The organism is Caballeronia cordobensis (assembly GCF_001544575.2).
Taxonomy (GTDB): Bacteria; Pseudomonadota; Gammaproteobacteria; order Burkholderiales; family Burkholderiaceae; genus Caballeronia; species Caballeronia cordobensis.
This window is the reverse complement of record NZ_FCNY02000001.1, coordinates 344,275-366,959: the sequence shown is the minus strand read 5'-3', so window position 1 is coordinate 366,959 and position 22,685 is coordinate 344,275. Positions and strand designations below refer to the sequence as shown.

The 22,685-nt window shown below is 64.3% G+C and carries 23 protein-coding genes; 19 read left to right on the top strand and 4 right to left on the bottom strand.

Going from position 1 to position 22,685, the window contains the following annotated elements; translation table 11 throughout:
* The first annotated feature begins 107 nt into the window (after positions 1-107).
* The 10 genes from AWB70_RS01670 (at position 108) to AWB70_RS01625 (ending at position 8,858) form a co-directional block, all read left to right on the top strand.
* Positions 108-1,235 (top strand): MlaE family ABC transporter permease, encoded by a 1,128-nt coding sequence (locus AWB70_RS01670; RefSeq protein WP_014190231.1) that lies wholly within the window; start codon positions 108-110, stop codon positions 1,233-1,235.
* On the top strand, positions 1,235-2,113 hold the full coding sequence (locus tag AWB70_RS01665) for an ABC transporter ATP-binding protein (protein WP_014190232.1): 879 nt from the start codon (positions 1,235-1,237) through the stop codon (positions 2,111-2,113). Before AWB70_RS01670 ends, AWB70_RS01665 begins: the two co-directional genes overlap by 1 nt.
* A 42-nt stretch (positions 2,114-2,155) precedes the next feature.
* The gene (locus tag AWB70_RS01660; protein ID WP_053567344.1) at positions 2,156-3,115 is read left to right on the top strand and encodes an MlaD family protein; all 960 of its coding nucleotides are present in this window, start codon (positions 2,156-2,158) and stop codon (positions 3,113-3,115) included.
* Between the two features lie 25 nt (positions 3,116-3,140).
* Positions 3,141-3,767, top strand: coding sequence for an ABC-type transport auxiliary lipoprotein family protein (locus AWB70_RS01655; RefSeq protein ID WP_014190234.1), 627 nt, complete (start codon positions 3,141-3,143; stop codon positions 3,765-3,767).
* A 49-nt stretch (positions 3,768-3,816) separates the two neighbouring features.
* A complete protein-coding gene (locus AWB70_RS01650) occupies positions 3,817-4,986 on the top strand; it encodes a VanZ family protein (protein ID WP_053567345.1) in 1,170 nt (389 codons plus the stop codon).
* A gap of 57 nt (positions 4,987-5,043) precedes the next feature.
* A complete protein-coding gene (locus AWB70_RS01645; protein WP_014190236.1) occupies positions 5,044-5,373 on the top strand; it encodes a (2Fe-2S) ferredoxin domain-containing protein in 330 nt (109 codons plus the stop codon).
* Positions 5,374-5,380: 7 nt separating this feature from the next.
* Positions 5,381-6,007 carry an alpha/beta hydrolase gene (locus AWB70_RS01640; protein ID WP_053567346.1) on the top strand — a complete coding sequence of 209 codons (627 nt, stop codon included), beginning with the start codon at positions 5,381-5,383 and terminating at the stop codon, positions 6,005-6,007.
* 395 nt (positions 6,008-6,402) lie between these two features.
* Positions 6,403-7,617 (top strand): D-alanyl-D-alanine carboxypeptidase family protein, encoded by a 1,215-nt coding sequence (locus tag AWB70_RS01635; protein WP_014190238.1) that lies wholly within the window; start codon positions 6,403-6,405, stop codon positions 7,615-7,617.
* A 9-nt stretch (positions 7,618-7,626) separates the two neighbouring features.
* Positions 7,627-8,538: a D-amino acid aminotransferase gene (locus AWB70_RS01630; protein WP_053567347.1), complete on the top strand. Its 912-nt coding sequence runs from the start codon at positions 7,627-7,629 to the stop codon at positions 8,536-8,538.
* 11 nt (positions 8,539-8,549) lie between these two features.
* Positions 8,550-8,858: a DUF493 family protein gene (locus tag AWB70_RS01625; protein WP_045451796.1), complete on the top strand. Its 309-nt coding sequence runs from the start codon at positions 8,550-8,552 to the stop codon at positions 8,856-8,858.
* On the opposite strand, the gene AWB70_RS01620 is transcribed toward AWB70_RS01625, so the two are convergent.
* A complete protein-coding gene (locus AWB70_RS01620; RefSeq protein ID WP_053567348.1) occupies positions 8,842-9,795 on the bottom strand; it encodes a transcriptional regulator GcvA in 954 nt (317 codons plus the stop codon). The two genes, AWB70_RS01625 and AWB70_RS01620, sit on opposite strands and share 17 nt — an antisense overlap.
* Positions 9,796-9,917: 122 nt before the next feature.
* On the opposite strand from AWB70_RS01620, the gene AWB70_RS01615 reads away from it, so the two are divergent.
* The 7 genes from AWB70_RS01615 (at position 9,918) to AWB70_RS01585 (ending at position 18,314) form a co-directional block, all read left to right on the top strand.
* On the top strand, positions 9,918-10,244 hold the full coding sequence (locus AWB70_RS01615) for a DUF2917 domain-containing protein (protein ID WP_053567349.1): 327 nt from the start codon (positions 9,918-9,920) through the stop codon (positions 10,242-10,244).
* Between the two features lie 93 nt (positions 10,245-10,337).
* Positions 10,338-11,102, top strand: coding sequence for a lipoyl(octanoyl) transferase LipB (lipB, locus tag AWB70_RS01610; RefSeq protein ID WP_053567350.1), 765 nt, complete (start codon positions 10,338-10,340; stop codon positions 11,100-11,102).
* Positions 11,099-12,100, top strand: coding sequence for a lipoyl synthase (lipA, locus tag AWB70_RS01605; protein ID WP_053567351.1), 1,002 nt, complete (start codon positions 11,099-11,101; stop codon positions 12,098-12,100). The genes lipB and lipA overlap by 4 nt, the downstream gene beginning before the upstream one ends.
* 147 nt (positions 12,101-12,247) lie before the next feature.
* A complete protein-coding gene (locus tag AWB70_RS01600) occupies positions 12,248-13,279 on the top strand; it encodes a virulence RhuM family protein (RefSeq protein ID WP_053567590.1) in 1,032 nt (343 codons plus the stop codon).
* A gap of 369 nt (positions 13,280-13,648) precedes the next feature.
* Entirely contained in the window at positions 13,649-14,938 is a 1,290-nt protein-coding gene (locus AWB70_RS01595; protein WP_014190246.1) for a dicarboxylate/amino acid:cation symporter, read from the top strand.
* 13 nt (positions 14,939-14,951) lie between these two features.
* Positions 14,952-16,955: a sensor histidine kinase gene (locus AWB70_RS01590; protein ID WP_014190247.1), complete on the top strand. Its 2,004-nt coding sequence runs from the start codon at positions 14,952-14,954 to the stop codon at positions 16,953-16,955.
* 18 nt (positions 16,956-16,973) lie between these two features.
* The gene (locus tag AWB70_RS01585; RefSeq protein ID WP_053567352.1) at positions 16,974-18,314 is read left to right on the top strand and encodes a sigma-54-dependent transcriptional regulator; all 1,341 of its coding nucleotides are present in this window, start codon (positions 16,974-16,976) and stop codon (positions 18,312-18,314) included.
* A gap of 45 nt (positions 18,315-18,359) precedes the next feature.
* Here the strand turns inward: AWB70_RS01585 and AWB70_RS01580 are convergent, their stop codons facing one another.
* Complete coding sequence (locus tag AWB70_RS01580; protein ID WP_014190249.1) at positions 18,360-18,899, bottom strand: peroxiredoxin family protein; 540 nt, start codon at positions 18,897-18,899, stop codon at positions 18,360-18,362.
* Positions 18,900-19,076: 177 nt separating this feature from the next.
* On the opposite strand from AWB70_RS01580, the gene AWB70_RS01575 reads away from it, so the two are divergent.
* On the top strand, positions 19,077-19,604 hold the full coding sequence (locus tag AWB70_RS01575; RefSeq protein WP_235024122.1) for a hypothetical protein: 528 nt from the start codon (positions 19,077-19,079) through the stop codon (positions 19,602-19,604).
* A 376-nt stretch (positions 19,605-19,980) separates the two neighbouring features.
* Here the strand turns inward: AWB70_RS01575 and AWB70_RS01570 are convergent, their stop codons facing one another.
* Together AWB70_RS01570 and AWB70_RS01565 are read right to left on the bottom strand one after the other, a co-directional pair.
* Positions 19,981-21,525 carry a YifB family Mg chelatase-like AAA ATPase gene (locus AWB70_RS01570; protein WP_053567353.1) on the bottom strand — a complete coding sequence of 515 codons (1,545 nt, stop codon included), beginning with the start codon at positions 21,523-21,525 and terminating at the stop codon, positions 19,981-19,983.
* A gap of 95 nt (positions 21,526-21,620) precedes the next feature.
* Positions 21,621-21,887, bottom strand: a complete 267-nt coding sequence (locus tag AWB70_RS01565; protein ID WP_053567354.1) for an accessory factor UbiK family protein — start codon at positions 21,885-21,887, stop codon at positions 21,621-21,623.
* A gap of 444 nt (positions 21,888-22,331) precedes the next feature.
* On the opposite strand from AWB70_RS01565, the gene AWB70_RS01560 reads away from it, so the two are divergent.
* Positions 22,332-22,670 carry a P-II family nitrogen regulator gene (locus AWB70_RS01560; RefSeq protein ID WP_014190273.1) on the top strand — a complete coding sequence of 113 codons (339 nt, stop codon included), beginning with the start codon at positions 22,332-22,334 and terminating at the stop codon, positions 22,668-22,670.
* The last annotated feature ends 15 nt before the right edge of the window (positions 22,671-22,685 follow it).

Here is a 22,685-nt window from a genome sequence, read left to right as displayed (position 1 = left end):
ATTCATCCAATCGACATAGGCCCGCGGGCACCGTCCCCGCCTTCCCCCAACGCACTTCGCTACAATGTCCGTTCCCCTTCAACCGCGTTTCATCGCGCCATCGCTCCTTGGACTTCGACACGCCGCCGCGCCTTAGGGTGGAAGCCGGTCAGCAGGGCAAGGTGGTCCGGCTCTCCGGCCAGTGGACCGCGCTCGCGCTCGCCCGCGACCGCGCGAAGAGCGGCGTGACGCGGCGGCTGCGCGCGATCGGCCGCGAGGCAATCGGGCAGTGGGATCTGCTGTCGGTCGAGCGGCTCGATCACGTCGGCGGGCAGGCGCTCTGGCGCGTCTGGGGCCGCAAGATGCCCGCGACCATCGCGCTGTCGGACACGCAGCGCGAAATCTTCGAGCGCGTCGCGCTGCTCGACGCCGAGCGCGAAGAGCCCGAACCGGTCGATCGCATCGATCCGGTCACGAAGCTCGGGTCATTGATCTTCGCGTTCTTCGATCATCTCTACGACGGCCTCGCGATGTTCGGCGGTTTCCTGCTCGATCTCCTCGGGCTGGTGCGGCGGCCGAAGCGCATTCCGTGGACGGAAATCTCCGCCAATATCTACGCGGCCGGCGCGCAGGCGCTCGCGATCACCGCGCTCGTCGCGTTTCTGATCGGCATCGTGCTCAGTTATCTGTCCGCGCAACAGCTGCGCGCGTTCGGCGCGAATCAGTACATCGTCAATATTCTCGGGCTCTCGGTGATCCGCGAGCTCGGGCCCGTGCTTTCCGCGATTCTCGTCGCGGGGCGCTCCGGCTCCGCGATCACCGCGCAGATCGGCGTGATGCGCGTCACCGAAGAGCTCGACGCGATGCAGGTCATGGGCATTCCCCACGGCCTGCGGCTCGTGCTGCCGCGCGTGATCGCGCTCGGCATCGCGATGCCGCTGCTCGTCATGTGGACCAATATCGTCGCGCTGACCGGCGGCGCGCTCGCGGCGAAGCTCGTGCTGTCCATCGACGTCAATTTCTTCGTGCGCTCGCTGCCGTCCGTCGTGCCGATCGCGAATCTGTGGATCGGGCTCGGCAAGGGCGTCGTGTTCGGCATGCTGATCGCGCTCACCGCGTGTCACTTCGGCTTTCGCATCAAGGCGAATTCGCAGAGTCTCGGCGAAGGCACGACGACGTCCGTCGTGACCTCGATCACCATCGTGATTCTCGCGGACGCCGTCTTCGCGATCCTTTTCCAGAACGTAGGACTGTAATGTCGACCACGCTCGCCACCGCCGTGCGTCACCAGCCGCCGCCCGTCATCGCGGAGCCGGTGATCGAAGTGCGCGATCTGACAAAGCGCTACGGCCGCACGGTCATCCACGACCATCTGAATCTGGACGTGCGGCGCGGCGAGATCGTCGCGCTTCTGGGCGGCTCCGGTTCGGGCAAGACCACGCTCGTGCGGCAGATTCTCGGGCTCGAGTTTCCGACGTCGGGCACGATTCGCGTGCTCGGCGAGGAATGGGCGCAGATGGACGAGGAAACCGCGAAGATGCTGCGCACCCGCTCGGGCATGATGTTCCAGCAGGGCGCGCTGTTTTCGTCGCTGTCGGTCTATGACAACATCGCGCAGCCGTTTCGCGAGCTCGGCAAGATTCCGGAGGATCTGATCCGCGAGTTCGTCATGCTCAAGCTCGAGATGGTCGGCTTGTCGTGCAAGCACGCGACCAAGATGCCCTCGGCGCTGTCGGGCGGCATGGTGAAGCGCGTGGGTATCGCGCGGGCGATCGCGCTCGAACCCGAGCTGCTCTTTCTCGACGAGCCCACTGCCGGCCTCGATCCGAAGGCGTCGGACGAGTTCGTCGATCTGATCGCCACGCTGCATCGCGCGCTCGGTCTGACCGTCGTCATGGTCACGCACGATCTCGATACGATGGTCGCGCTCTCGACGCGCGTCGCCGTGCTCGCGGACCGGCGCGTGCTCGTCGCCGCGCCGGTGGAGGAGGCCTGCGCGGTGGACCATCCGTTCATCCGCGAGTATTTTCTCGGACGTCGCGGGCGGCGCGCGTTGCAGGCGCTGCCCGCCGAGCGCCGCGCGAAGCTGCCGCCGGCCGCGCTCGAAGACGCGCCGATCGCCGTCAACAAGTAGCCGCCGCCGCTCGCGAACCGAAAGCGCCAAAGGAACCTGCCGATGGAAAACAAATCACATGCGTTCTGGACCGGGCTCTTCACGATCGTCCTCGTGCTGGCCATCGCGTTCGCCGTGTTCTTCTTCAACGTGGACCGCACTGTGCGCGTGCCCTACGACCTGATCGCGCGCACCAACGTCACCGGGCTTTTCTCGGACGCGCCCGTGCGCTATCGCGGCCTGGGCGTCGGCAAGGTGCAGTCGATCGCGTTCGACAGGTCGCATCCGGGGCAAATCCGCATTCGCATCCTCGTCGACAAGAACGCGCCGATGACGCACTCCACCTTCGCGACGCTCGGCTTTCAGGGCGTGACGGGCATCGCCTTCGTGCAGCTCGACGACACCGGCACCGACACCGCGCCGCTTGCGTCGTCGCCGCAGCACGTGGCCGAAGTGCCGATGCGGCCCGGTCTTTTCGAGCAATTGCAGCAACGCGGCGACGTCATCTTGAAGAAGTTCGAGCGCCTCGCCGACGACGCCGACAAGTTCCTCTCCGACGACGTCCGCAATCAGCTCATGGACACGACGAAAAGCCTGCAAGGCGCGGCGGACGGCATCGCGACGCTCGCGAGCCAGGTGCAGCCCGCGACGGCCCATCTGCCGCAGACGCTGAAGCAGATCGACGCCACGCTTGCCTCGACCAACCAGCTCATGCAGAGCCTGAACCGTCCGGACGGCCCGCTCGTCGTCAATCTGAACAAGGCGGGCAAGGCCGCGGAGGACGCGGGCGCCGCGCTCGCGGACATGAACGAGTCGCTGCGCTTCATCACGGCGCGCGTCGGCTTCGAGGCGCTACCGCGTTTCTACTCGTTTTCCGACGACGTGAGCGCGGCCGCCCGTTCGGTCGATCGCGCCGCCGATGCATTCAGCACCAATCCGCGCAGCGTGCTCTTCGGCGCGCCGAAACGCGAGCCGGGGCCGGGCGAGCCGGGCTTTACGTGGCCCGCGAAAGCAGCACACTGAGCCGCGCACTGAACGAGAAGAAAACATGGCAAAGATCGATTTGAGAGCAGCAACCGCGATGTTCGCGCTCGCCTGCGTCACCTGGCTCGCGGGCTGCGGATCGGCGCCTAGCGCAATGCCGAACGCGCGCTACGACCTGGGCTCGCCGCCCGCCGCGAACGCGGCCGCGAACGCCGCGCCGATGCCGCCCGTGAAAGTGCTCGCGGTCGGCGCGCCGCGCAATCTCGAAACCGATTCGTTCGCGTACCGGCTGAGTTATGTCGATGCGCAGCGCACCGGCAGCTATTCGGACAGCCACTGGACGATGCCGCCCGCGCAACTCCTGACGCAGCGCCTGCGCGAGGCGCTCGCGGCGCGCGGCCCGATCCTCTCCGGCGCGGACCCCGTGCGCGCCGTGCCGCTGCTCGAAGTCGAACTGACGAGCTTCGAGCAGGTGTTCGACGCGCCCGAGCAGAGCCACGGCGCGGTTTCGGTCCGCGCAACGCTCACGCAGCAAGGCCGCGTGGTCGGCCAGCGCAGTTTCGCCGCGAATGCGCCCGCGCCTTCCGCGGACGCATCCGGCGGCGCGCGGGCGCTCGCGGCCGCATCGGATGACGTGATCGCGCAGCTATCCGCGTGGCTCGCCGCGCAACCGCTTTCCGCCGCGCGATGACGGTCCGCGGTTTCATCGTCCGCCGCGCACGGAGGCGTCCGCGCGACTCATGACGATCAAGCAATGGCAGCGCCGCCCGTCGGCGTTTTCCCGGCAGGCGCTCGCGGCGTATGCGGCGCTCGTCGTCTATGGGTCGCTGTATCCGTTTTCCGGCTGGCGCTCGCTGGGCCTGAGCCCGTTTGCGTTTCTCGCCGATCCGCTCCCGCAATATCTGACCGCGTTCGATGTCGTCACGAACGTGCTCGGCTACATGCCGCTCGGCGCGCTGATCGTGCTTGCGCTGTATCCGCGCTTTCGCGGCACGCTCGCCGTGGGCGCGGCGCTCGCCGGCGGCGCGCTGCTCTCCGGCGCGATGGAAGCGATCCAGACGTATCTGCCGACGCGCGTCGCCTCGAATCTCGATCTCGCCGCGAATGCGTTCGGCGCGCTCCTCGGCGGCGTGCTGATCGCGCCCGCGACAAGCGCGCTGCTCGACCGCGGCCTGCTCCGGCGCATCCGCTTCACCTGGTTCGAGCGCGACGCGGCCTATGTGATCGGCCTCACGGCGCTATGGCCGTTCGCGGCGATGTTCCCCGCGCCATATCTCTTCGGCGGCGGCGACCTGCCGCGCGTGCTGTGGGACGCGCTCGATCCGGCGATGCAGGACGCGATCCTCGCGTGGACGCCCGCTTCATGGGACGTCGAAAGCTGGCCCGACCGGCTCGGCGCGCTCTTGCCGGACGACGCCTGGGAAGCGCTCATCACCTCGACGAGCCTGTTCGCCGCGCTCGTGCTCGCGACGCTCCTCACGCGCGCCCGCGCGCCGCGCATCCGGCTGATGCTCGGTCTGGTCGCGCTGACGCTGTTTGCGAAGGCGGGCGCAACCTTTCTGCAATCGCGCGCGGGCCTGACCTTCGACTGGGCCACGGACGGCGCGCTCGAAGGCATCGCGGTCGCGACGCTGGCGGGCGCGCTCGCGGTCTCGCTGCCGCGGGGCTTGAGGGCCGCGCTCGCGGGCGGGGCGCTCGTCGTGTCGCTCGCGCTCGTCAATCTGCTGCCGGTGAATCCGTACTTCGACATCGTGCTGGCCGACTGGCGGCAAGGGCGTTATCTGCATTTCAACGGCCTCGCGCACTGGCTCGCGTGGGTGTGGCCGTATGCGGCGCTCGGCTGGCTCGCGTCGTCGGCGGAACGCGCGCTGTTGGCGCGGCGGCGGGCGAGAAAGGCGGCGCAGCGCTGAAAGGCGGGCACGAACATCGCTCGCTATAATCGACCGACACTCTCACCGCACCCGCTCATGGATTCCTTCTACAAGTACCACGTGTTCTTTTGCCTGAATCAGCGCGACGCCGACGCGCCGCGCCCGAGTTGCGCGAACTGCAACGCGCAGGCCATGCAGGAACACGCGAAAAAGCGCGTGAAGCAACTGGGCCTCGCGGGCGAAGGCAAGGTGCGCATCAACAAGGCGGGGTGTCTGGACCGCTGCGAACTGGGGCCGGTCGTCGTCGTGTATCCGGAAGGCACGTGGTACACGTATGTCGATGAAACCGACATCGACGAGATCGTCGAATCGCATCTCGCCAACGGCAAAGTCGTCGAACGTCTTCTGATCGATCAACCCGCATAAGAGCAGCATGAACGCGCAAACCGAAAAATTCCTCATCGACGGGCCGGTCGGCAAGATCGAATGCGCGCTCGATCGCACCGACCAGACGCCGCGCGGCATCGCGCTCGTCGCGCATCCGCATCCGCTCTTCGGCGGCACGATGGACAACAAGGTCGCGCAGACGCTCGCGCGCACCTTCGTGCAGCTCGGCTACACCACGTATCGCTCGAACTTTCGCGGCGTCGGCGAGACGGCGGGCGAACACGACAACGGCATCGGCGAGCAGGACGACCTGCTCGCGCTGATCGACCACATGCGCGCGCAGCCGGGGCAGGCCGATACGCCGATCGTGCTCGCGGGCTTTTCGTTCGGCACCTTCGTGCTGTCGCACGTCGCGAAGCGCATGCTGGAGGCGGGCAAGCAGATCGAGCGCATCGTGTTCGTCGGCACGGCGGCGAGCCGCTGGGAGGTCGCGCCCGTGCCCGACACCACGCTCGTGATCCACGGCGAAACGGACGACACCGTGCCCATTCAATCCGTCTACGACTGGGCGCGGCCGCAGGAACTGCCGGTCGTCGTCATTCCGGGCGGCGAGCACTTCTTTCATCGCAAGCTGCATATTTTGAAGCGGGTGATCGTCGATGCGTGGCGTTGAACGGCGCAAGCCATTCGAAGGCCTTCACGCGCGCATCGATTGCGATCGGTAAAAGGGGCTAGGCGCAGCCTGAAAAACGTTAAAACGCGCGGCAATTGCGCAGATTCAAAGGAAACGGCCAGCGGGCCGCGCGTATAATGGCGCAGATTTTTTACGCTGTTTCCGGCCACGCGATGCGCCCGTCCATGCGTCTCGCGGTCTTCGGACTCCGGCTTTCGAGAACCGTTTTCGCGTCCGTCTGTCGAACGAGCGCTTTTCGCCGCGGCGCCACGCGCACTCCTGTCACGGCGAAAGGCCCGACCAACAACGACGGTCTGCCTGTTCAACCCGTGCTTCGCCGATCTTCCGATCCTTATCGGCATCGTCGCAGCCTGCTTTTTCCGCCGATCGATCCTATGCGCTTTGTCCCTTCCGGCCTGTCTCTTCCGTCTGGTTCCACTTCCGTTTCCGTTCGCGCCAAAGCCGCTTTCGTTCTGCCCGCCCTGCTGGCGGCAGCGAGCGCCTTCGCGCAAGTGCCGCCGCCCGACGTCACCGCGCGCTCGTGGGTGCTCGTCGATGCAACCAGCAATCAGGTGCTCGCCTCGGGCAATCCTGACGAGCGCGTCGAGCCGGCGTCGCTCACGAAGCTGATGACCGCGTATCTCGTCTTCGACGCGCTCAAGTCGAAGAAGATCAACATGGAACAGACCGTCATGCCGAGCGAGGCCGTGCGCCGCGTGCGCACGGACGAGTCGCGCATGTTCATCGAGGCGAACAAGCCGGTCACGGTGCACGATCTCGTGTACGGCATGATCGTGCAGTCGGGCAACGACGCGGCCATCGCGCTCGCGGAGCTCGTGGGCGGCAGCGAAAGCAACTTCGTGCAACTGATGAACGCGGCAGCCAAGCGCATCGGCATGAAGAACACGAATTTCGCCGATGTGAACGGCATGCCCGATCCGCAGCACTACACGACCGCAGGCGATCTCGCCGTGCTGTCGACGCGCCTCATTCGCGACTTCCCCGAGCAGTACAACATCTTCTCGGTGAAGGAATTCACATACAACAAGATCAAGCAGCCGAACCGCAATCGCCTGCTGTGGCTCGATCCCACCGTCGACGGTCTCAAGACCGGCCACACGAAAGCCGCCGGCTACTGCCTGATTGCGACCGCCAAGCGTTCGCTTCCCAACGTGCCGGACGCGAGCCGCCGTCTCGTCGCCGTGATGATGGGCGAGCCGAAAGAGCACAATCGCGTGCAGGACAGCCTGAAGATGCTGAACTACGGCTACACCGCGTACGACGCGCTGCGCCTGTACAAGGCGAATCAGGTGATCGAATCGCCGCGCGTGTACAAAGGTGCAACCGACAACGTGCAGGCCGGGGTCGCGACGGATCAGTACATCACCGTGCCGAAGGGTCTGGGCGAAAAGGTCAAGCCGACCGTCACGCACAACGACCTGATCGTCGCGCCGATCAAGAAGGGACAGCAGGTCGGCACCGTCAAGATGATGGCGGACGGCAAGGAAGTCGCGCAGTTCCCGCTCGTCGCGCTGCAGGACGTGCCGGAAGCGGGCATGTTCGGCCGCCTGTGGGATTCGGCGCTGCTGTGGTGGCAAAAACGTAAATAAGGAGTTGCGATGAGTCACGCCGAAGCCTTCGATCCGGTCGTCTACCTGAACGGCGAGTGGGGGCCGCTTTCCGAAGCGCGCATTCCCGTGCTCGACCGCGGGTTCATCTTCGGCGACGGCGTGTACGAAGTCGTGCCGCTTTACGCGCAGCCTGACGGCGCGCGCCTGCCGTTCCGGCTCAAACAGCATCTCGCGCGGCTGAATCGCAGTCTCGGCAAGATTCGCATCGACAATCCGTTCGACGACGCCGGCTGGCGCGCGCTGATCGATCGCGCGATCGCCGAGAACGCGGGCGCCGGCGATGCGCTCGTCTACATCCAGGTCACGCGCGGCGTCGCGAAGCGGCGCGGCCACGCGTTTCCGGCGGGCATCACGCCGACCGTGTTCGTCATGCTCGGCCAGCTCGTGTTTCCGAGCGCGGCCGATCGCGAGCGCGGCGCGGTCGCCGTGACCGCCGAAGACAAGCGCTGGCTGCATTGCGATATCAAATCGGTGTCGCTGCTCGGCAACGTGCTGATGGCGCAGCACGCCGCCGAGAACGACGCGCTCGAAACCATTCAGTTGCGCGACGGCCTGCTGACCGAAGGTTCATCGTCGAACGTGTGGGTCGTGAAGGGCGGCACGCTGCTAGGCGCGCCGCGCGGACCGCGCATTCTGGAAGGCATCCGCTACGGGCTCGTCGAGGAACTGGCGCGCGAAACGGGCATCGCCTTCGAGGAACGCGAGATCACCGAAGCCGAATTGCGTTCGGCCGACGAAATCATGATCAGCTCAGCGACCAAGGAAGTCATGCCGATCACGACGCTCGACGGCGAGCGCGTCGGCGACGGCCGTCCCGGTCCGGTCTATGCTGCACTGTACGACGCCTACCAGCGGGCGAAGGCGCGCGAATTCGCCGAAGAGGCGGGGCGCGCCAAGTGAAGGAGAAAACCATGACCGACAAGCCCCAGTCCACCGATCCGACCGATTCCGCCGCGCACAGCGCCGACGAGCTCTTCGACTTTCCCTGCGATTTCCCGATCAAGGTGATGGGCAAGTCGCATCCCGACTTTCACGACACGATCGTCGGCGTGCTCAAGACCTTCGACCAGGACTTCGACGCCTCGCGTGTCGAGTCACGGCCGTCGTCCGGCGGCAACTACACGGGGCTCACGTGTACCGTGCGCGCGCAGAATCGCGCCCATCTCGACGATATCTACCGCGCGCTCACTGGCCACCCGATGGTCAAGGTAGTGCTCTGATCTTGCCCGCGGGCGCATCGCACACCGCTGGCGTGCGCTCGTAGAGCAGCCTGAACTGCTCGGCTTCGTCGAAAATCCATTCCCGGAATGCCTGCACGCGCTTTGTCTGAAGAAGCGCCGTGGGGCACACGAAGTAGTATTTCCACGGGCTCGGGCCGTCGACGTTGAAAAGCCGCACGAGCCGCCCCGCGATGATCTCCTGCATCGCGAGCGAGCGGCGCACCAGCGCGATGCCCTGACCGTCTATCGCCGCCTGCAGCAAATTCGACGAATCCTCATACAAGACGCCACGCTTCGGTTCCGCCAGATCGGTCATCCCGGCGGCGTCGAACCACGGCCGCCAGAGCTCGTCGTCCGAGCGCAATAGCGGCAGCGCCGCGAGATCGCGCGGCACACGGGGCAGCGCGCCGCCGCGAAAATTCGGCGCGCAGGCTGGAAAGAACACTTCGTCCATCAACTCTTCCGAGTGCAGACCGGCGTATTTGCCGTAGCCGAAGCGGATCGCAACGTCCGCGTCGTCGCGATGGAAGTCGATGAGCGCGCTCGTCGTCAGCAATTCCAGATCGACGTCCGGATGCTGCTCGATGAACCTGCCGACCCGCGGCGTGAGCCAGCGCGCCGAAAACGACGGAATCGTCGAGACGATCAGCCGACGATCGCGGTCGCCCGAGCGGATGCGACGCGTCGATTCGGCCAGCGCGACGAGCGCCGCGCGCACGTCGGCGGCGTACTGCTTGCCGCGATCGGTCAGGCGCACGCGCTTGCCGTCGCGCGCGAAGAGCGGCACGCCGAGTTCTGCCTCCAGCGCGCGAATCTGATGACTGACCGCGCCGTGCGTGACGAAAAGCTCGTCGGCGGCGCGGGAGAAGCTCTCGTGACGGGCGGCGGCCTCGAAGGCGCGCAGCGCGTTCAGGGCGGGAAGCTGTCGGAGGTCCATGTGGATTGTCGGCGTTGTCGTTGTCAATACAGCTCACATAGCAGTGAAAATTGATCGTTTTGCCTGATGCCTTGCCACGCCTAGGATTGTAGTCATCGAAACGTTCCCTGGCGGAGTGGATCATGCGAGAAATTTCAACAAGCGTCACCTTCGAAATCAAGCCCGGCGAAACCGTGCCGATGCGCATCGCGCGCGGCACGCGCCTCGCGGTCAACGGCGCCCCGGTGTGGGCGACGCGCAGCAACGACATCGAGGACTACTGGCTCGTTCCGGGTGACCACCTCAAGCTGCGTGAGCGCGAGCGGCTGTGGCTGTCCGTCGAAGGCGACCGGCCGGCGTACGTCGTCTTCACGATCCTGCCCCGTTGCGACGAACGGGCGATGCACTGGCTTTCGACGCGCATCGAGCGAATCGCGCAGCGTTTGCGGTCGGGCTGGAGAACGGTTTGAGTGCGTCTGACCGCAACTATTCGTAATTGCCATCGAAGGCATGCGAATTCACCATCGGCGGGCATGGGGCTATTTCGGTAAACTACCGGCACCATGTCCGCCACACCGCTCGCAGTCCCACAAGAATTTCAAGACGCGCCCGACACCGTGCTCAGTTCCGGTGACTATCCGGTCGCGTTGCGCTGGCGCGGCCTCGAACAGTATGACGAAAGCTTCGACGCGATGCGCGCCTTCACCGACGCCCGCACGCCCGACACGCCCGACGAAATCTGGCTTGTCGAGCATCCGCCCGTCTTCACGCTCGGGCTGGCGGGCGATCCGGCGCATCTGCTGCTCGCGCAAAGCGGCATCCCGCTCGTCAAAGTGGATCGCGGCGGACAGATCACGTATCACGGACCGGGCCAGATCGTCGCGTATCTGCTGATCGATTTGCGCCGTCGCAAGCTGATGGTGCGCGAGCTCGTGCGTCGCATTGAAGAGGCCGTGATCGAAACCCTCGCGACGTATAATCTCCCGACCGATCGCAAGGCCGGCGCGCCCGGCATATATGTCGCGCCGCATCCGTCGGGCGCGAACGATCGTATTCAGGCGCATCAGGGCGCGAAGATCGCCGCGCTCGGACTCAAGATTCGCAACGGCTGCAGTTATCACGGCGTCAGCCTGAACGTGGACATGGACTTGCAGCCGTTCCTCGCCATCAACCCGTGCGGCTACGCGGGACTCGAAACGGTCGACATGGCGACGCTCGGCGTCGCGGCCGACTGGCGCGACGTAGCTCTCGTGCTGGCCGAACGGCTGGCGCTTCAAATCGGCGGCGTCCCCGCAACAGCCGCTGGAACAACCGGATCGACCGAATGACTGACGCAACCGCAAACCTGGCTGGCGACACCGCTGCTTCACCTTCGTCGCCTTCCGCTTACGACGCCACTGCGAAGCAGAAGGCACAGGCGAAGACGTCGCGCATTCCGATCAAGGTCATTCCGATCGAAAAGCTGAAGAAGCCGGAGTGGATTCGCGTGCGCACGGCGACGGGCAACTCGCGCTTCAACGAGATCAAGAAGATTCTGCGCGAGCACAGCCTGCATACGGTGTGCGAGGAAGCGAGCTGCCCGAACATCGGCGAATGTTTCGGCAAGGGCACCGCGACGTTCATGATCATGGGCGACAAGTGCACGCGCCGCTGCCCCTTCTGCGACGTCGGCCACGGCCGCCCCGATCCGCTCGATCCGGACGAGCCGCTGAACCTGGCGCGCACGATCGGTGCGTTGAAGCTGAAGTACGTGGTGATCACGTCCGTCGATCGCGACGATCTGCGCGACGGCGGCGCGGCGCATTTCGTCGAGTGCATTCGCCATGTGCGCGAGCATTCGCCGGAAACGCGCATCGAGATTCTGACGCCCGATTTCCGTGGCCGCCTCGACCGCGCGATCAACATTCTGACCGCCGCTCCGCCCGATGTGATGAACCACAACCTCGAAACGGTGCCGCGTCTTTACAAGGAAGCGCGTCCGGGTTCGGATTATTACCATTCGCTGAAGCTGCTGAAGGATTTCAAGGCGCTGCATCCGGAAGTCGCGACGAAATCGGGCTTGATGGTCGGCCTCGGCGAAACGGAAGAGGAAATCCTCCAAGTGATGCGCGATCTGCGCGCGCACGACGTCGACATGCTGACGATCGGCCAGTATCTGCAGCCGTCGGAACATCATTTGCCGGTGCGGGCTTATGTGCATCCCGATACCTTCAAGATGTACGAGGAAGAGGCGTACAAGATGGGCTTCACGCACGCGGCCGTCGGCGCGATGGTGCGTTCGAGCTATCACGCCGATGAGCAGGCGCATGGGGCCGGCGTGGTTTGAGGTCGTTTCCGCGCTTTGTGAAAAACCCACGGGTGACCGTGGGTTTTTTTATGGGCGCTTCATCCGCCGAACGGCTAACGCGGCGAGCCGTGTTGATCTCGAAATGAATTTTCGGCCAAGATGACGACACGATTTTCGGAGCCGAAGATGAACCAGCAGCAGACGAAGGCAGAACTGGTCTTGTATGAAACCGACGATGGAAGCGCGAGATTCTTCCTGCGGGCGGCGGACAGTTCGGTCTGGCTGACGCAGAGCGAACTGGCCGCGTTGTTTCAGACCACTGTCGCCAACATCAATATTCACGTCAGGAACCTGATCGATGAAGGGGAGTTGAGTGAAGATCGAACTATTAAAGAAGACTTAATAGTTCAATTCGAGGGTACTCGTGAGGTTCGGCGGAGCGTCAAGCACTACAACCTCGACATGATTCTGGCCATTGGCTATCGCGTGAAATCACGGCGCGGCACCCAATTTCGCCGATGGGCCACGACACACCTGCGCGAATACCTCATCAAAGGCTTCGTCATGGACGACGAGCGCCTGAAGAGTCCGGAACGCTGGGACTACTTCGACGAGCTGCTCGAACGTATCCGGGACATTCGTTCATCGGAGAAGCGCTTTTATCAGAAGGTGCGAGACCTGTTTGCGCTCTCGACCGATTACGCCGACGACGCTGAAGCCACGCGTGAGTTCTTCGCCGAAGTTCAGAACAAGCTCTTCTTTGCGGTTACGGGCCACACGGCGGCGGAACTCATCGTGCAGCGCGCCGACGCCAACCGACCCAACATGGGCCTGACCACATGGAAGTGCGGCCGTGTGCGCAAAGGAGACGTCACGGTGGCCAAGAACTACTTGGGCCAGGAAGAACTCCACGACCTCAATCGCATCGTCAGCCTGTTTCTCGATTTCGCGGAATTGCGAGCGGTGCAGCGACAGAACCTGCGCATGGCTGACTGGAAAACGTACGTCGATAGCTTCGTGACGTTCAACGAGCAGCCGCTGTTGCAGGGCAATGGGCAAATGAGTCAGGCGTCCATGAGCACGATCGTTTCCGGGATATATGAAAAGTTCGATTTGGCGCGGCGTAAAGCAGAAGCCGAGAGCGCGGATGAAGCGGATTTGCGTGAGCTAGACGAGCTCGAAAGGCAACTGAGCGACCGTGCCAAAGTTCAGCGGTAGCACCGCGTCTCACCGCCGCCACCTTCCAGATCGCCAGACACCCCCATTCCGGATTTCCGGAAACTCGGATTCGGCCTAAACGCGCACGCATAAAAAATCAACAAAATCATAGACTTATAAAGTTAGCAACCTGGCATCGCCCTTGCAATATAAGCGGCACGGCCACCGAGCCGCCCATAAAAGTTAGGAGACAAGCCGATGACCCCTCTCGCATCCCAACGTCCCTGAATCCGTCGACGAAGCGGCTATCGCTTACGCGGCGCGATTCGACGTGCGCATCCCACACACTCGCGCACCACAAACGCCCACCGCGCGTCATGCTTGCCGCTGGCCCCTTTCGCCAACTGCTTGTTATTGCCTGGAACCATCGTGAAAAAACCTCTCTATAAAGTCCTGTACGTGCAGGTGATCGTTGCGATCATCATCGGTATCGCGCTCGGGCACTTCTATCCGACGCTCGCCACCGACATGAAGCCCCTCGGCGACGCCTTCATCAAACTCATCAAGATGGTGATCGGGCCGATCATTTTCTGTACGGTCGTGACCGGCATCGCCGGCATGGAAGACATGAAGAAGGTCGGGCGCGTCGGCGGCAAGGCGCTGCTCTACTTCGAAATCGTCTCGACGTTCGCGCTGATCCTCGGCCTGTTCGCGACGCACCTGCTCAAGCCGGGTGTCGGCTTCAACGTGGACCCGGCCACGCTCGACCACAAGGCGATCGATGCTTTCGCCACCAAGGCGCACGGTCAGACCACGGTCGATTTCCTGATGCACCTGATCCCGGATACGCTCGTTTCGGCGTTCGCGCAGGGTGAAATCCTCCAGATCCTGCTGATCGCGCTGCTGTTCGGCGCGGTGCTCGCGCATATCGGCGAGCGCGGCAAGGTCGTGACGAACTTCATCGAAGGTCTGTCGAGCATCCTGTTCGGCATGGTCGGCATCATCACGAAGCTCGCCCCGATCGGCGCGTTCGGCGCGATGGCGTTCACCATCGGCAAATACGGCATCGGCTCGCTGCTGCCCATGCTCAAGCTCATCGGCACGTTCTATCTGACGTCGATCGTGTTCGTCGTCGTGGTGCTCGGCGCGATCGCGCGCATGGTCGGCTTCAACATCCTGAAGTTCGTGGCGTACATCAAGGAAGAGATGCTGATCGTGCTCGGCACGTCGTCGTCGGAAGCCGCGCTGCCGCAACTGATGCTCAAGCTCGAAAAGCTCGGCTGCTCGCGCTCGGTCGTGGGTCTCGTCGTGCCGACCGGCTATTCGTTCAATCTCGACGGCACCAACATTTACATGACGATGGCCGTGCTGTTCATCGCGCAGGCGACGAACACCGATCTCACGTGGGGCCAGCAGTTGACGCTGCTCGCGGTGACGATGCTCACGTCGAAGGGCGCGAGCGGCGTGACCGGCGCGGGCTTCATCACGCTGGCCGCGACGCTCGCCGTGGTGCCGACGATTCCGCTCGCGGGCATGGTGCTGATTCTCGGCATCGACCGCTTCATGTCCGAGTGCCGCGCGCTGACGAACATCGTCGGCAACGGCGTGGCGACGGTCGTCGTGTCGGCGTGGGAGAAGGAGCTGGATCGCAGCAAGCTGAAGGCGGCGCTGTCACGCGATGTCGACGTGAGCGACCGCAACGAAGCCGAAACGGTCTGACGCGAGCTTCATCATGAACGCGGCGAAGCCTCAACCTGCGAGCGCTTCGCCGCGTCCGCTTTCGGAGCCGTACCCTGAAGGCGCGTATGCCACAATGAGCGATTCTCATCCGCGGGAATTTGCTCACGTGACGCGCCGCATCCTCGTGTTCTTCGCGCTCCTCGCCGCGCTCGTGGCGTGCTGCGCGCTCACGTGGCACGTGGCCTGGCGAAGCGGCATCGACGAATTGCGCCTCAATGCCGCCGCGCGCGTCGATCGCACCACGAACACGCTCAAGAGCACGCTCGACCGCTACGAATATCTGCCGTATCTGTTGTCGCGGCATCCGGTCGTGCAGAATGCGCTCGATCATCCGGACGCCGCCAACGTCGAACGCGCGAACCGCTATCTCGAAGACCTCAACGAACGCGCCCACGCCACCGTCACGTATCTGATCCGGGCGAACGGCATTGCTGTCGCCGCGAGCAACTGGAGCGCGCCGGACAGCTTTGTGGGCGTGGACTACAACTTCCGGCCGTATTTCATCGACGCGATGAAAGGCGGCGTCGGCCGGTTCTTCGGCATCGGCACGATCTCGACGGAACCCGGCTATTACATCTCGCAGCCCGTGCACCGGGAAAACGATCGCGACGGCACGAAAGAGATCATCGGCGTCGTGGTGGTGAAGCTCAATCTCGAATGGCTGCAAGGCGCCGATGCGTCCGAGCCGCTCATCGTCACCGACGATCACGGCGTGATCTTTCTGTCGTCGGTGCCGGCATGGAAATACCACACGGTGCGGCCGCTGCCGCAGAACATCGAAGCGTCCGTCTACGCGACGCGCCAGTACGCGCAGCAGGCGATCACGCCGCTGCCGATGACCATCGTGAAAACGCTCGAAGGCGGCGCGCAGATCGTGCGCGTCGGCGGCGGGCGGGACGGACGCCGCGCGCCGGCGTATCTCGCGACGCATCGCTCGATCGGCGAGCCCGACTGGCAACTGATCACGATGGCCGCGCTCGATCCGGTCGAAAGCGCCGCGCAGAACGCGGTCATCGTCACGGCGCTCGTGTTCGTCTCGCTGTGCCTGCTCGCGTTTTACTGGCGCATGCGCCGCTCGCGCGTGCGCGACATGATCCGCAGCCGCGAGCTTTTGCAGACCGCGTATGCGGAGCTGAACCAGCGCGTCGCGGAGCGCACGGCAGATTTGTCGGAAGCGAACGCGCAACTCATCCGCGAAGTTAACGAGCGCACGCGCGCCGAACAGGATTTGCGCGCGGCACACGACGAACTCATTCAGGCGAGCAAGCTCGCCGCGCTCGGCCAAATGGCGGCCGGCATCACGCATGAACTCAATCAGCCGCTCGCCGCGCTGCGCAGTTTCTCCGACAACACGCGGGTGTTGATCGACCGCGGCGATCAGGCGGCGGCGCGCGAGAATCTCGAAGCGATCGCGTCGCTGACCGAGCGCATGGGCAACATCACCAATCAGCTCAAACTGTTCGTCACGAAGGCGCGGCCAAAGAATGCGCGCGCCGACATTGCGCGCGCGCTGCGCAACGTGTTTTCGATGCTTCGCCCGCGCATGAAGAACGTGACGGTCGATATCGCGCCGGAACTCGCGGAGGGCGCCGCGCCGATCTTCGCGCGCTGCGAGGATTTGCGGCTGGAGCAGGTGTTCATCAATCTGATCGGCAATGCGCTCGATGCGGTCGCATCGTGCGACCGGCCGCGGATCGTCGTCGAACTGGACGCGCGCCAGGACGCGATCGAGATCGTCGTGCGCGACAACGGCCCCGGCATTCCCGCCGACGCGCTGCCGCGTCTTTTCGAGCCGTTCTTCACGACCAAGGAAATGGGACACGGCCTCGGCCTCGGGCTCGCGATTTCATCGGCGATCGCGCGTGACTACGGCGGCTCGCTGATCGCGCGCAACCGCGTCGCGCCGATCGTCGCGGACGGTCCCGAAGGCGGCACGCAAGCCGACGCCGACGGTTCCTACGGCGCAGAATTCGTATTGACGCTGCGCCGCGCGTAACACTGGATGGAGTAACACATGAGCACCGGTTTGCAGGTGATCTTCATCGAAGACGACGAACTCGTGCGCCGCGCGAGCGTCCAGAGTCTTCAACTCGCGGGCTTCGACGTGACCGGGCACGGCAGCGTGGAATCCGCCGCGCGCGCGATCGACGCGAGTTTTCCCGGCGTGATCGTGAGCGATATCCGTCTGCCCGGCGCGAGCGGCCTCGATCTGCTCGCGCAGTGCCGCGAACGCGCGCCCGAAGTGCCGGTGATTCTCGTCACCGGCCACGGCGATATCTCGATGGCCGTGCAGGCGATGCGCGACGGCGCGTACGACTTCATCGAAAAGCCGTTCGCCTCCGAGCGATTGATCGAAGCGGTGCGCCGCGCGCTGGAGCGCAGGTCGCTGGTGCTTGAAAATCAGGCGCTGCGGCGCGAACTCGCGGGCGCGGGGCAAAGCCGCATCATCGGGCGCAGCGCGGCGATCGAGCAGGTGCGGCGGCTGATCGCCAACGTCGCGCCGACGGACGCCGCCGTGCTCATCAACGGCGATACCGGCGCGGGCAAGGAACTGATCGCACGCAGCCTGCACGAGACATCGCCGCGCCGCGACAAGCCGTTCATCGCGGTGAATTGCGGCGCGCTGCCGGAACAGATGTTCGAATCGGAGATGTTCGGCTACGAGGCGGGCGCGTTCACGGGCGCGCAGAAGCGGCGCATCGGCAGGCTGGAGGCGGCGTCGGGCGGCACGCTCTTTCTCGACGAAATCGAGAGCATGCCGCTTTCGTTGCAGGTGAAGCTGCTGCGCGTGCTGCAGGACGGCGTGCTGGAGCGGCTCGGCTCGAATCAGCCGGTGCGCGCGAATCTGCGCGTGGTCGCGGCCGCGAAGGGCGACATGAACGAACACGTTGCCGACGGCACATTCCGGCGCGATCTGCTGTACCGGCTGAATGTCGTGACGATCACGCTGCCGCCGCTGAACGAGCGCCGCGAGGATATCGTCCCGCTCTTCGAGCACTTCCTGCTCGATGCCGCCGTGCGTTACGACCGGCCCGCGCCGCTCATCACGGACCGTCAGCGCACGGAGCTGATGCAGCGCGACTGGCCCGGCAACGTGCGCGAGCTGCGCAACGCGGCGGATCGCATGGTGCTCGGCATTCTCGACGACGGCGGTGCCGCGGCGCTGGATACATCGATGCAACCGCTCAAGGAACGCATCGAGCAGTTCGAGCGCGCGGTGATCGCGGGGGCGCTGGAGCAGTGCGGGGGTGCGGTCGCGGTGGCGGCGGACAGGCTTCAGCTCGGCAAGGCGACGCTGTACGAGAAGATCAAACGGTATGGGATCGTTGTGAAGGGCGATTCGGACCGTGGATGAAAAACGCCCGCATCTGCGGGCGTTTGCTTATGTTTAGTGCTGCACTCACGCAGCCGACCCCAGCGCCTTGTCGAGCAGTTGATCCAGCTCCGCGAACGTCGGCTCACCGACATAGCGCTTCAAAATCTTGCCGTTCTTGTCGATGACGAACGTGGTCGGCGTCAGTTGCACGTTGCCGAACTGCTTCGCGGCGCTGCCGTCGTCCATCGCGACCTTGAACGGCAGATTGCGCGTCTGCGCGTAGTTATTCACGTACATCGGCGCGTCGTAGCTCATCGCGACCGCGACGAACTCCAGGCCGCGGCCCTTGAACTTGTTGTACGTGTCGATCATCTGCGGCATTTCCTTCATGCAGGTTTCGCAGCTCGTCGCCCAGAAGTTGACGAGATAAACCTTGCCCTTGAGATCGGCCGATGTCGAAATCTTTTGTCCCGACAGCAGCGTGAACGTGGCGTCGGGCGCCTTCTGCTGGCCGCCGAAAGCGAAATAGCCGGTGCAGGCGATCACGCCCGCGACGAGCGCCATCAGGATATAGCGCAGCGGACTCTTGGCGCGCGTGGTGGTGTCTTGCGTGGCTTGGGACATGTGGAACCTCGGAATGCTCTCCGGCCGAGCGGAGACTGCCGCATATTTTAGCGCCAATTTCGCGATGGGTTCGTGACGCGCCGATAAGCCCGGCATCGCAGCGCGATAATGATGGTTTTCACGCATCCGTCCGTCATGAAACGAGTTTTTCCGCTTTTTTTTCGTCTGAGAAATGCGATGCGCGTGGCACTGTGCGCATCGGTCGCATGCGGCGCACTGCTCGCGTGCACGCCGTCCTACGACTGGCGCACCGTGATGAATAACGACGATGGCTACGAAGTGACGCTGCCGGCCAAACCGCGCTCGGACGAAAGAAAGATCGATATCGCCGGCCAGTCGATGACGATGCGCATGCAGACCGCCGAAGCCGGCGATGCCGTGTTCGCGGTCGGCACCGTCGTTCTGCCGAGCGCCGATCCCGCCTTGCAGCGCGCGACGCTCGATTTCCTCCAGCAAGGTCTCGCGCGCAACGTGAACGCGAAGCCCGAAGCGCGCGCGACGCAGTTCGATCTTGCGGCGGGCGGCCGGGTAGCGGGCAGCGCGATGGACGTAAAGGGAGAAGGCGGCTCGAAGCGCGAATCGCGGACCATCCAGGCGCGATTCGTCGCGCGCGGCGTGCATGTCTATCAGCTGGCGATCGTGTCAGATAAATCGCCGCCGCAGGAGCAGGCCGATCAATTCTTTATGTCCTTCAAACTCTTTTAGAGGGAAGCCTCGAATTCTGCGAGTACTGACTTAAGAGGCGTCTTAGTCCGTCTGAAAGAGCCAAAGTTCATTCGCAAGTTTACGCGCTAATTCGCGGATTCGTATGGACTTTTTCCACTATCCACAATGTCTGTGGATAACTATGTGGAAAAGAGTGTGCGGCAACGCGCAAAAGCCCGCTTCACGCGGTTTACCTTACTTTGCCTTCGTTCACGGCAAGTTAAATAATTCAATAAAATCAATAATCTGTGAAATGAGTGCAAATCAGGGTCTTGGTCATACCAAAACACGGTGCAGAGCGCTTCATTGTGCATAAGTCAAGTCTTGACAAGCGCTTTTTCGCCCAGCACACCGCGGACCAGCACTCGCGCCCGCTTTACGCGACCGTGAGCGCGCGCCGGTACTGCACCGCCTCGGCGACGTGCGAGACTTCCGGCATCTCCGCGCCGGCGAGATCCGCAATCGTGCGCACGACCTTCAGCACGCGGTAGTACGCGCGCGCCGACCAGCCGAACCGCTCGCCTGCCGCGCGCAACAACGCCTCGCCGGCTGAATCCGGGCGGCATACGTCGTCGGCCTGGCGGCCGTCCAGTTCGCGATTGGTTTTGCCCTGACGCCGCGCCTGAATGTCGCGGGCGGCGGCGACGCGCGCCGCGACCATCGCGCTCGATTCGCCACGCTCCGCGCCCCGCGCCGACAATTCGGCGGGCGACAGCGCCGGCAATTCGATCTGAATGTCGATGCGGTCCATCAGCGGTCCCGATAGCTTGCGCAGATAGCGCGCGGCGACATCGGGCGAGCATCGGCAGCGTCCGCCCGGATCGCCGCGCCAGCCGCACGGGCACGGATTCATCGCCGCAACGAGCTGACACGCGGCGGGAAAATCCGCCTGCTGTGCAGCGCGCGAGATCGTGATTTGTCCGACTTCGAGCGGCTCACGCAGGGTTTCGAGCACCTTGCGATCGAATTCCGGGAGTTCGTCGAGGAACAGCACACCGAGATGCGCGAGCGTGATTTCGCCCGGCTGCGGCGGATTGCGCCCGCCGACGAGCGCCGCCGCACTCGACGAATGATGCGGCGCGCGAAACGGCCTGCGCCGCCATTGCTCGGGCGTAAAGCCTGCCGCGCTCGCCGAGAGGATTGCGGCGGACGTGAGCGCTTCGTCGTCGCTCATGGGCGGAAGCAAGCCCGGCAGGCGCGCGGCGAGCATCGACTTGCCCGCGCCGGGCGGGCCGACCATCAGCAAGTGATGACCGCCCGCGGCTGCGACTTCGAGCGCGCGCCGTGCCGCTGGATGACCGATCACGTCGGAGAGATCGGCGCTCGACGCTGGCTGGGGCGCGAGCGTCGCCGCTTCGACCGGTCTCAGCCGCGCATCCGGCACGCCGTTGAGATGCGCGCAGAGCGTCGGCAGATCGGCCGCGCCGAAGACGTCGATGCCGGGCACGAGCGCCGCCTCCGCCGCGCTCGCGAGCGGCACGTAGATTTCGGGGATGCGCGCGTCGGGCTCTCGCAGCGACGCGTATTGGCGCGCCGCGCCGCAGACCATCGCGAACGCGCCGCGCATGGGGCGCAGCGCGCCGGTCAGCGACAGCTCTCCGGCGAATTCGCGATGCGCCAGCGACTCCGCCGGAATCTGCCCGCTCGCGGCGAGAATGCCGAGCGCGATCGGCAGATCGAAGCGGCCGGATTCCTTCGGCAAATCCGCGGGCGCGAGATTGACGGTGATTCTGCGTACGGGAAAGTCGAAGCCGCAGTTCTGCAGCGCGGCGCGCACGCGCTCGCGGCTTTCGCGGACTTCGAGATCGGGCAGGCCGACGATGGAAAACGACGGCAACCCATTAGCGAGATGAACTTCGACGACGACTTCGGGCGCGCGCCCAGGAGCGGGCGCGCGGCTGCGGACCACGGCAAGCGACATGATTTCACCTAAATCGGCGCAACGACCGCGCCGGCAATAAAACTAGAAACTCACGGCTCGCTAGCCGAGGTATGCGTTAGGCGCTCCCGGCGCCGTTAGTCTTGCGCGGAGGATGCTCCACCGCCCGCGAGGCGCTGTTCGAGCTGCGCGACGCGCTTTTCGAGTTCTTCCAGGCGGGCGCGGGTGCGCACGAGCACCTGCGTCTGCGTGTCGAATTCCTCGCGCGTGACGAGATCGAGCTTCGAAAAGCCCTGCGACAGCATCGCCTTCATGTTCCGTTCGACATCTTTCGCGGGCGAGTTCTTGAAGAGTTCGCTCATCTTCTGCTGCAAATCGTTGAACACGTCGTTGGGCTGCTTCATTGTTTTCTCCCTTCTTGCACAAAGAAAGTGCATTCATTGTTAGGTCAGTGCCCCGAATTATCGAATGATCGATATTGGTGCGCGCCGCATGGCGACCGGACGCACCTCGAAGCACCTTTGAGGCGCCGCGATTTTAGCGCTGCCGCGCCCTCGCGTTGTCCGCCCATGCCCCTTTTTACGGGACCCTGCGACCACTCTAGCAATGAACCTACCCCGGCGCCAGCACGCGAGACGCGCGTTGGCCGTTCGGCCGACCCCTCCGCTGAAGGTTTCGTAAAAATCGCGCAAAGCCGCATGAATACTCGCATGGCATACGAGTTGCATAAATGGCGCGCGGCATTTCAGCACGCTTCTCTGAGCGGCCCGGCAGGGCGGACGTGGCGGTAACACCCAGCGCATCCCGCTTTAGAAGGCAACGAAGGAACACACCACAGCGAGGGATACATGAAGCTCATTACCGCAATCATCAAGCCGTTCAAGCTGGACGAAGCGCGTGAAGCGCTGTCGGCCATCGGCGTGTCGGGCATCACCGTGACCGAGGTGAAAGGCTTCGGCCGGCAGAAAGGGCACACCGAGCTCTACCGGGGCGCGGAGTACGTCGTCGACTTCCTGCCGAAAGTGAAGATCGAAGCGGCCGTCTCGGACGACATCGTCGATCAGGCGATCGAAGCCGTCGAACGCGCCGCGCGCACGGGAAAGATCGGCGACGGAAAGATTTTCGTCACCGCGATCGAGCAGGTCATCCGCATCCGCACCGGCGAGACCGGCGCCGACGCGCTCTAACAAGAAATTGGCGAT

Excerpts from the sequence above, each read along its gene's own strand:
- AWB70_RS01665 (WP_014190232.1), top strand. The coding sequence starts at position 1,235 with ATGTCGACCACGCTCGCCACCGCCGTGCGTCACCAGCCGCCGCCCGTC.
- AWB70_RS01660 (WP_053567344.1), top strand. The coding sequence starts at position 2,156 with ATGGAAAACAAATCACATGCGTTCTGGACCGGGCTCTTCACGATCGTC.
- AWB70_RS01655 (WP_014190234.1), top strand. The coding sequence starts at position 3,141 with ATGGCAAAGATCGATTTGAGAGCAGCAACCGCGATGTTCGCGCTCGCC.
- AWB70_RS01650 (WP_053567345.1), top strand. The coding sequence starts at position 3,817 with ATGACGATCAAGCAATGGCAGCGCCGCCCGTCGGCGTTTTCCCGGCAG.
- AWB70_RS01645 (WP_014190236.1), top strand. The coding sequence starts at position 5,044 with ATGGATTCCTTCTACAAGTACCACGTGTTCTTTTGCCTGAATCAGCGC.
- AWB70_RS01640 (WP_053567346.1), top strand. The coding sequence starts at position 5,381 with ATGAACGCGCAAACCGAAAAATTCCTCATCGACGGGCCGGTCGGCAAG.
- AWB70_RS01635 (WP_014190238.1), top strand. The coding sequence starts at position 6,403 with ATGCGCTTTGTCCCTTCCGGCCTGTCTCTTCCGTCTGGTTCCACTTCC.
- AWB70_RS01630 (WP_053567347.1), top strand. The coding sequence starts at position 7,627 with ATGAGTCACGCCGAAGCCTTCGATCCGGTCGTCTACCTGAACGGCGAG.
- AWB70_RS01625 (WP_045451796.1), top strand. The coding sequence starts at position 8,550 with ATGACCGACAAGCCCCAGTCCACCGATCCGACCGATTCCGCCGCGCAC.
- AWB70_RS01620 (WP_053567348.1), bottom strand. The coding sequence starts at position 9,795 with ATGGACCTCCGACAGCTTCCCGCCCTGAACGCGCTGCGCGCCTTCGAG.
- AWB70_RS01615 (WP_053567349.1), top strand. The coding sequence starts at position 9,918 with ATGCGAGAAATTTCAACAAGCGTCACCTTCGAAATCAAGCCCGGCGAA.
- lipB (WP_053567350.1), top strand. The coding sequence starts at position 10,338 with ATGTCCGCCACACCGCTCGCAGTCCCACAAGAATTTCAAGACGCGCCC.
- lipA (WP_053567351.1), top strand. The coding sequence starts at position 11,099 with ATGACTGACGCAACCGCAAACCTGGCTGGCGACACCGCTGCTTCACCT.
- AWB70_RS01600 (WP_053567590.1), top strand. The coding sequence starts at position 12,248 with ATGAACCAGCAGCAGACGAAGGCAGAACTGGTCTTGTATGAAACCGAC.
- AWB70_RS01590 (WP_014190247.1), top strand. The coding sequence starts at position 14,952 with ATGAACGCGGCGAAGCCTCAACCTGCGAGCGCTTCGCCGCGTCCGCTT.
- AWB70_RS01585 (WP_053567352.1), top strand. The coding sequence starts at position 16,974 with ATGAGCACCGGTTTGCAGGTGATCTTCATCGAAGACGACGAACTCGTG.
- AWB70_RS01580 (WP_014190249.1), bottom strand. The coding sequence starts at position 18,899 with ATGTCCCAAGCCACGCAAGACACCACCACGCGCGCCAAGAGTCCGCTG.
- AWB70_RS01575 (WP_235024122.1), top strand. The coding sequence starts at position 19,077 with ATGCGCGTGGCACTGTGCGCATCGGTCGCATGCGGCGCACTGCTCGCG.
- AWB70_RS01570 (WP_053567353.1), bottom strand. The coding sequence starts at position 21,525 with ATGTCGCTTGCCGTGGTCCGCAGCCGCGCGCCCGCTCCTGGGCGCGCG.
- AWB70_RS01565 (WP_053567354.1), bottom strand. The coding sequence starts at position 21,887 with ATGAAGCAGCCCAACGACGTGTTCAACGATTTGCAGCAGAAGATGAGC.
- AWB70_RS01560 (WP_014190273.1), top strand. The coding sequence starts at position 22,332 with ATGAAGCTCATTACCGCAATCATCAAGCCGTTCAAGCTGGACGAAGCG.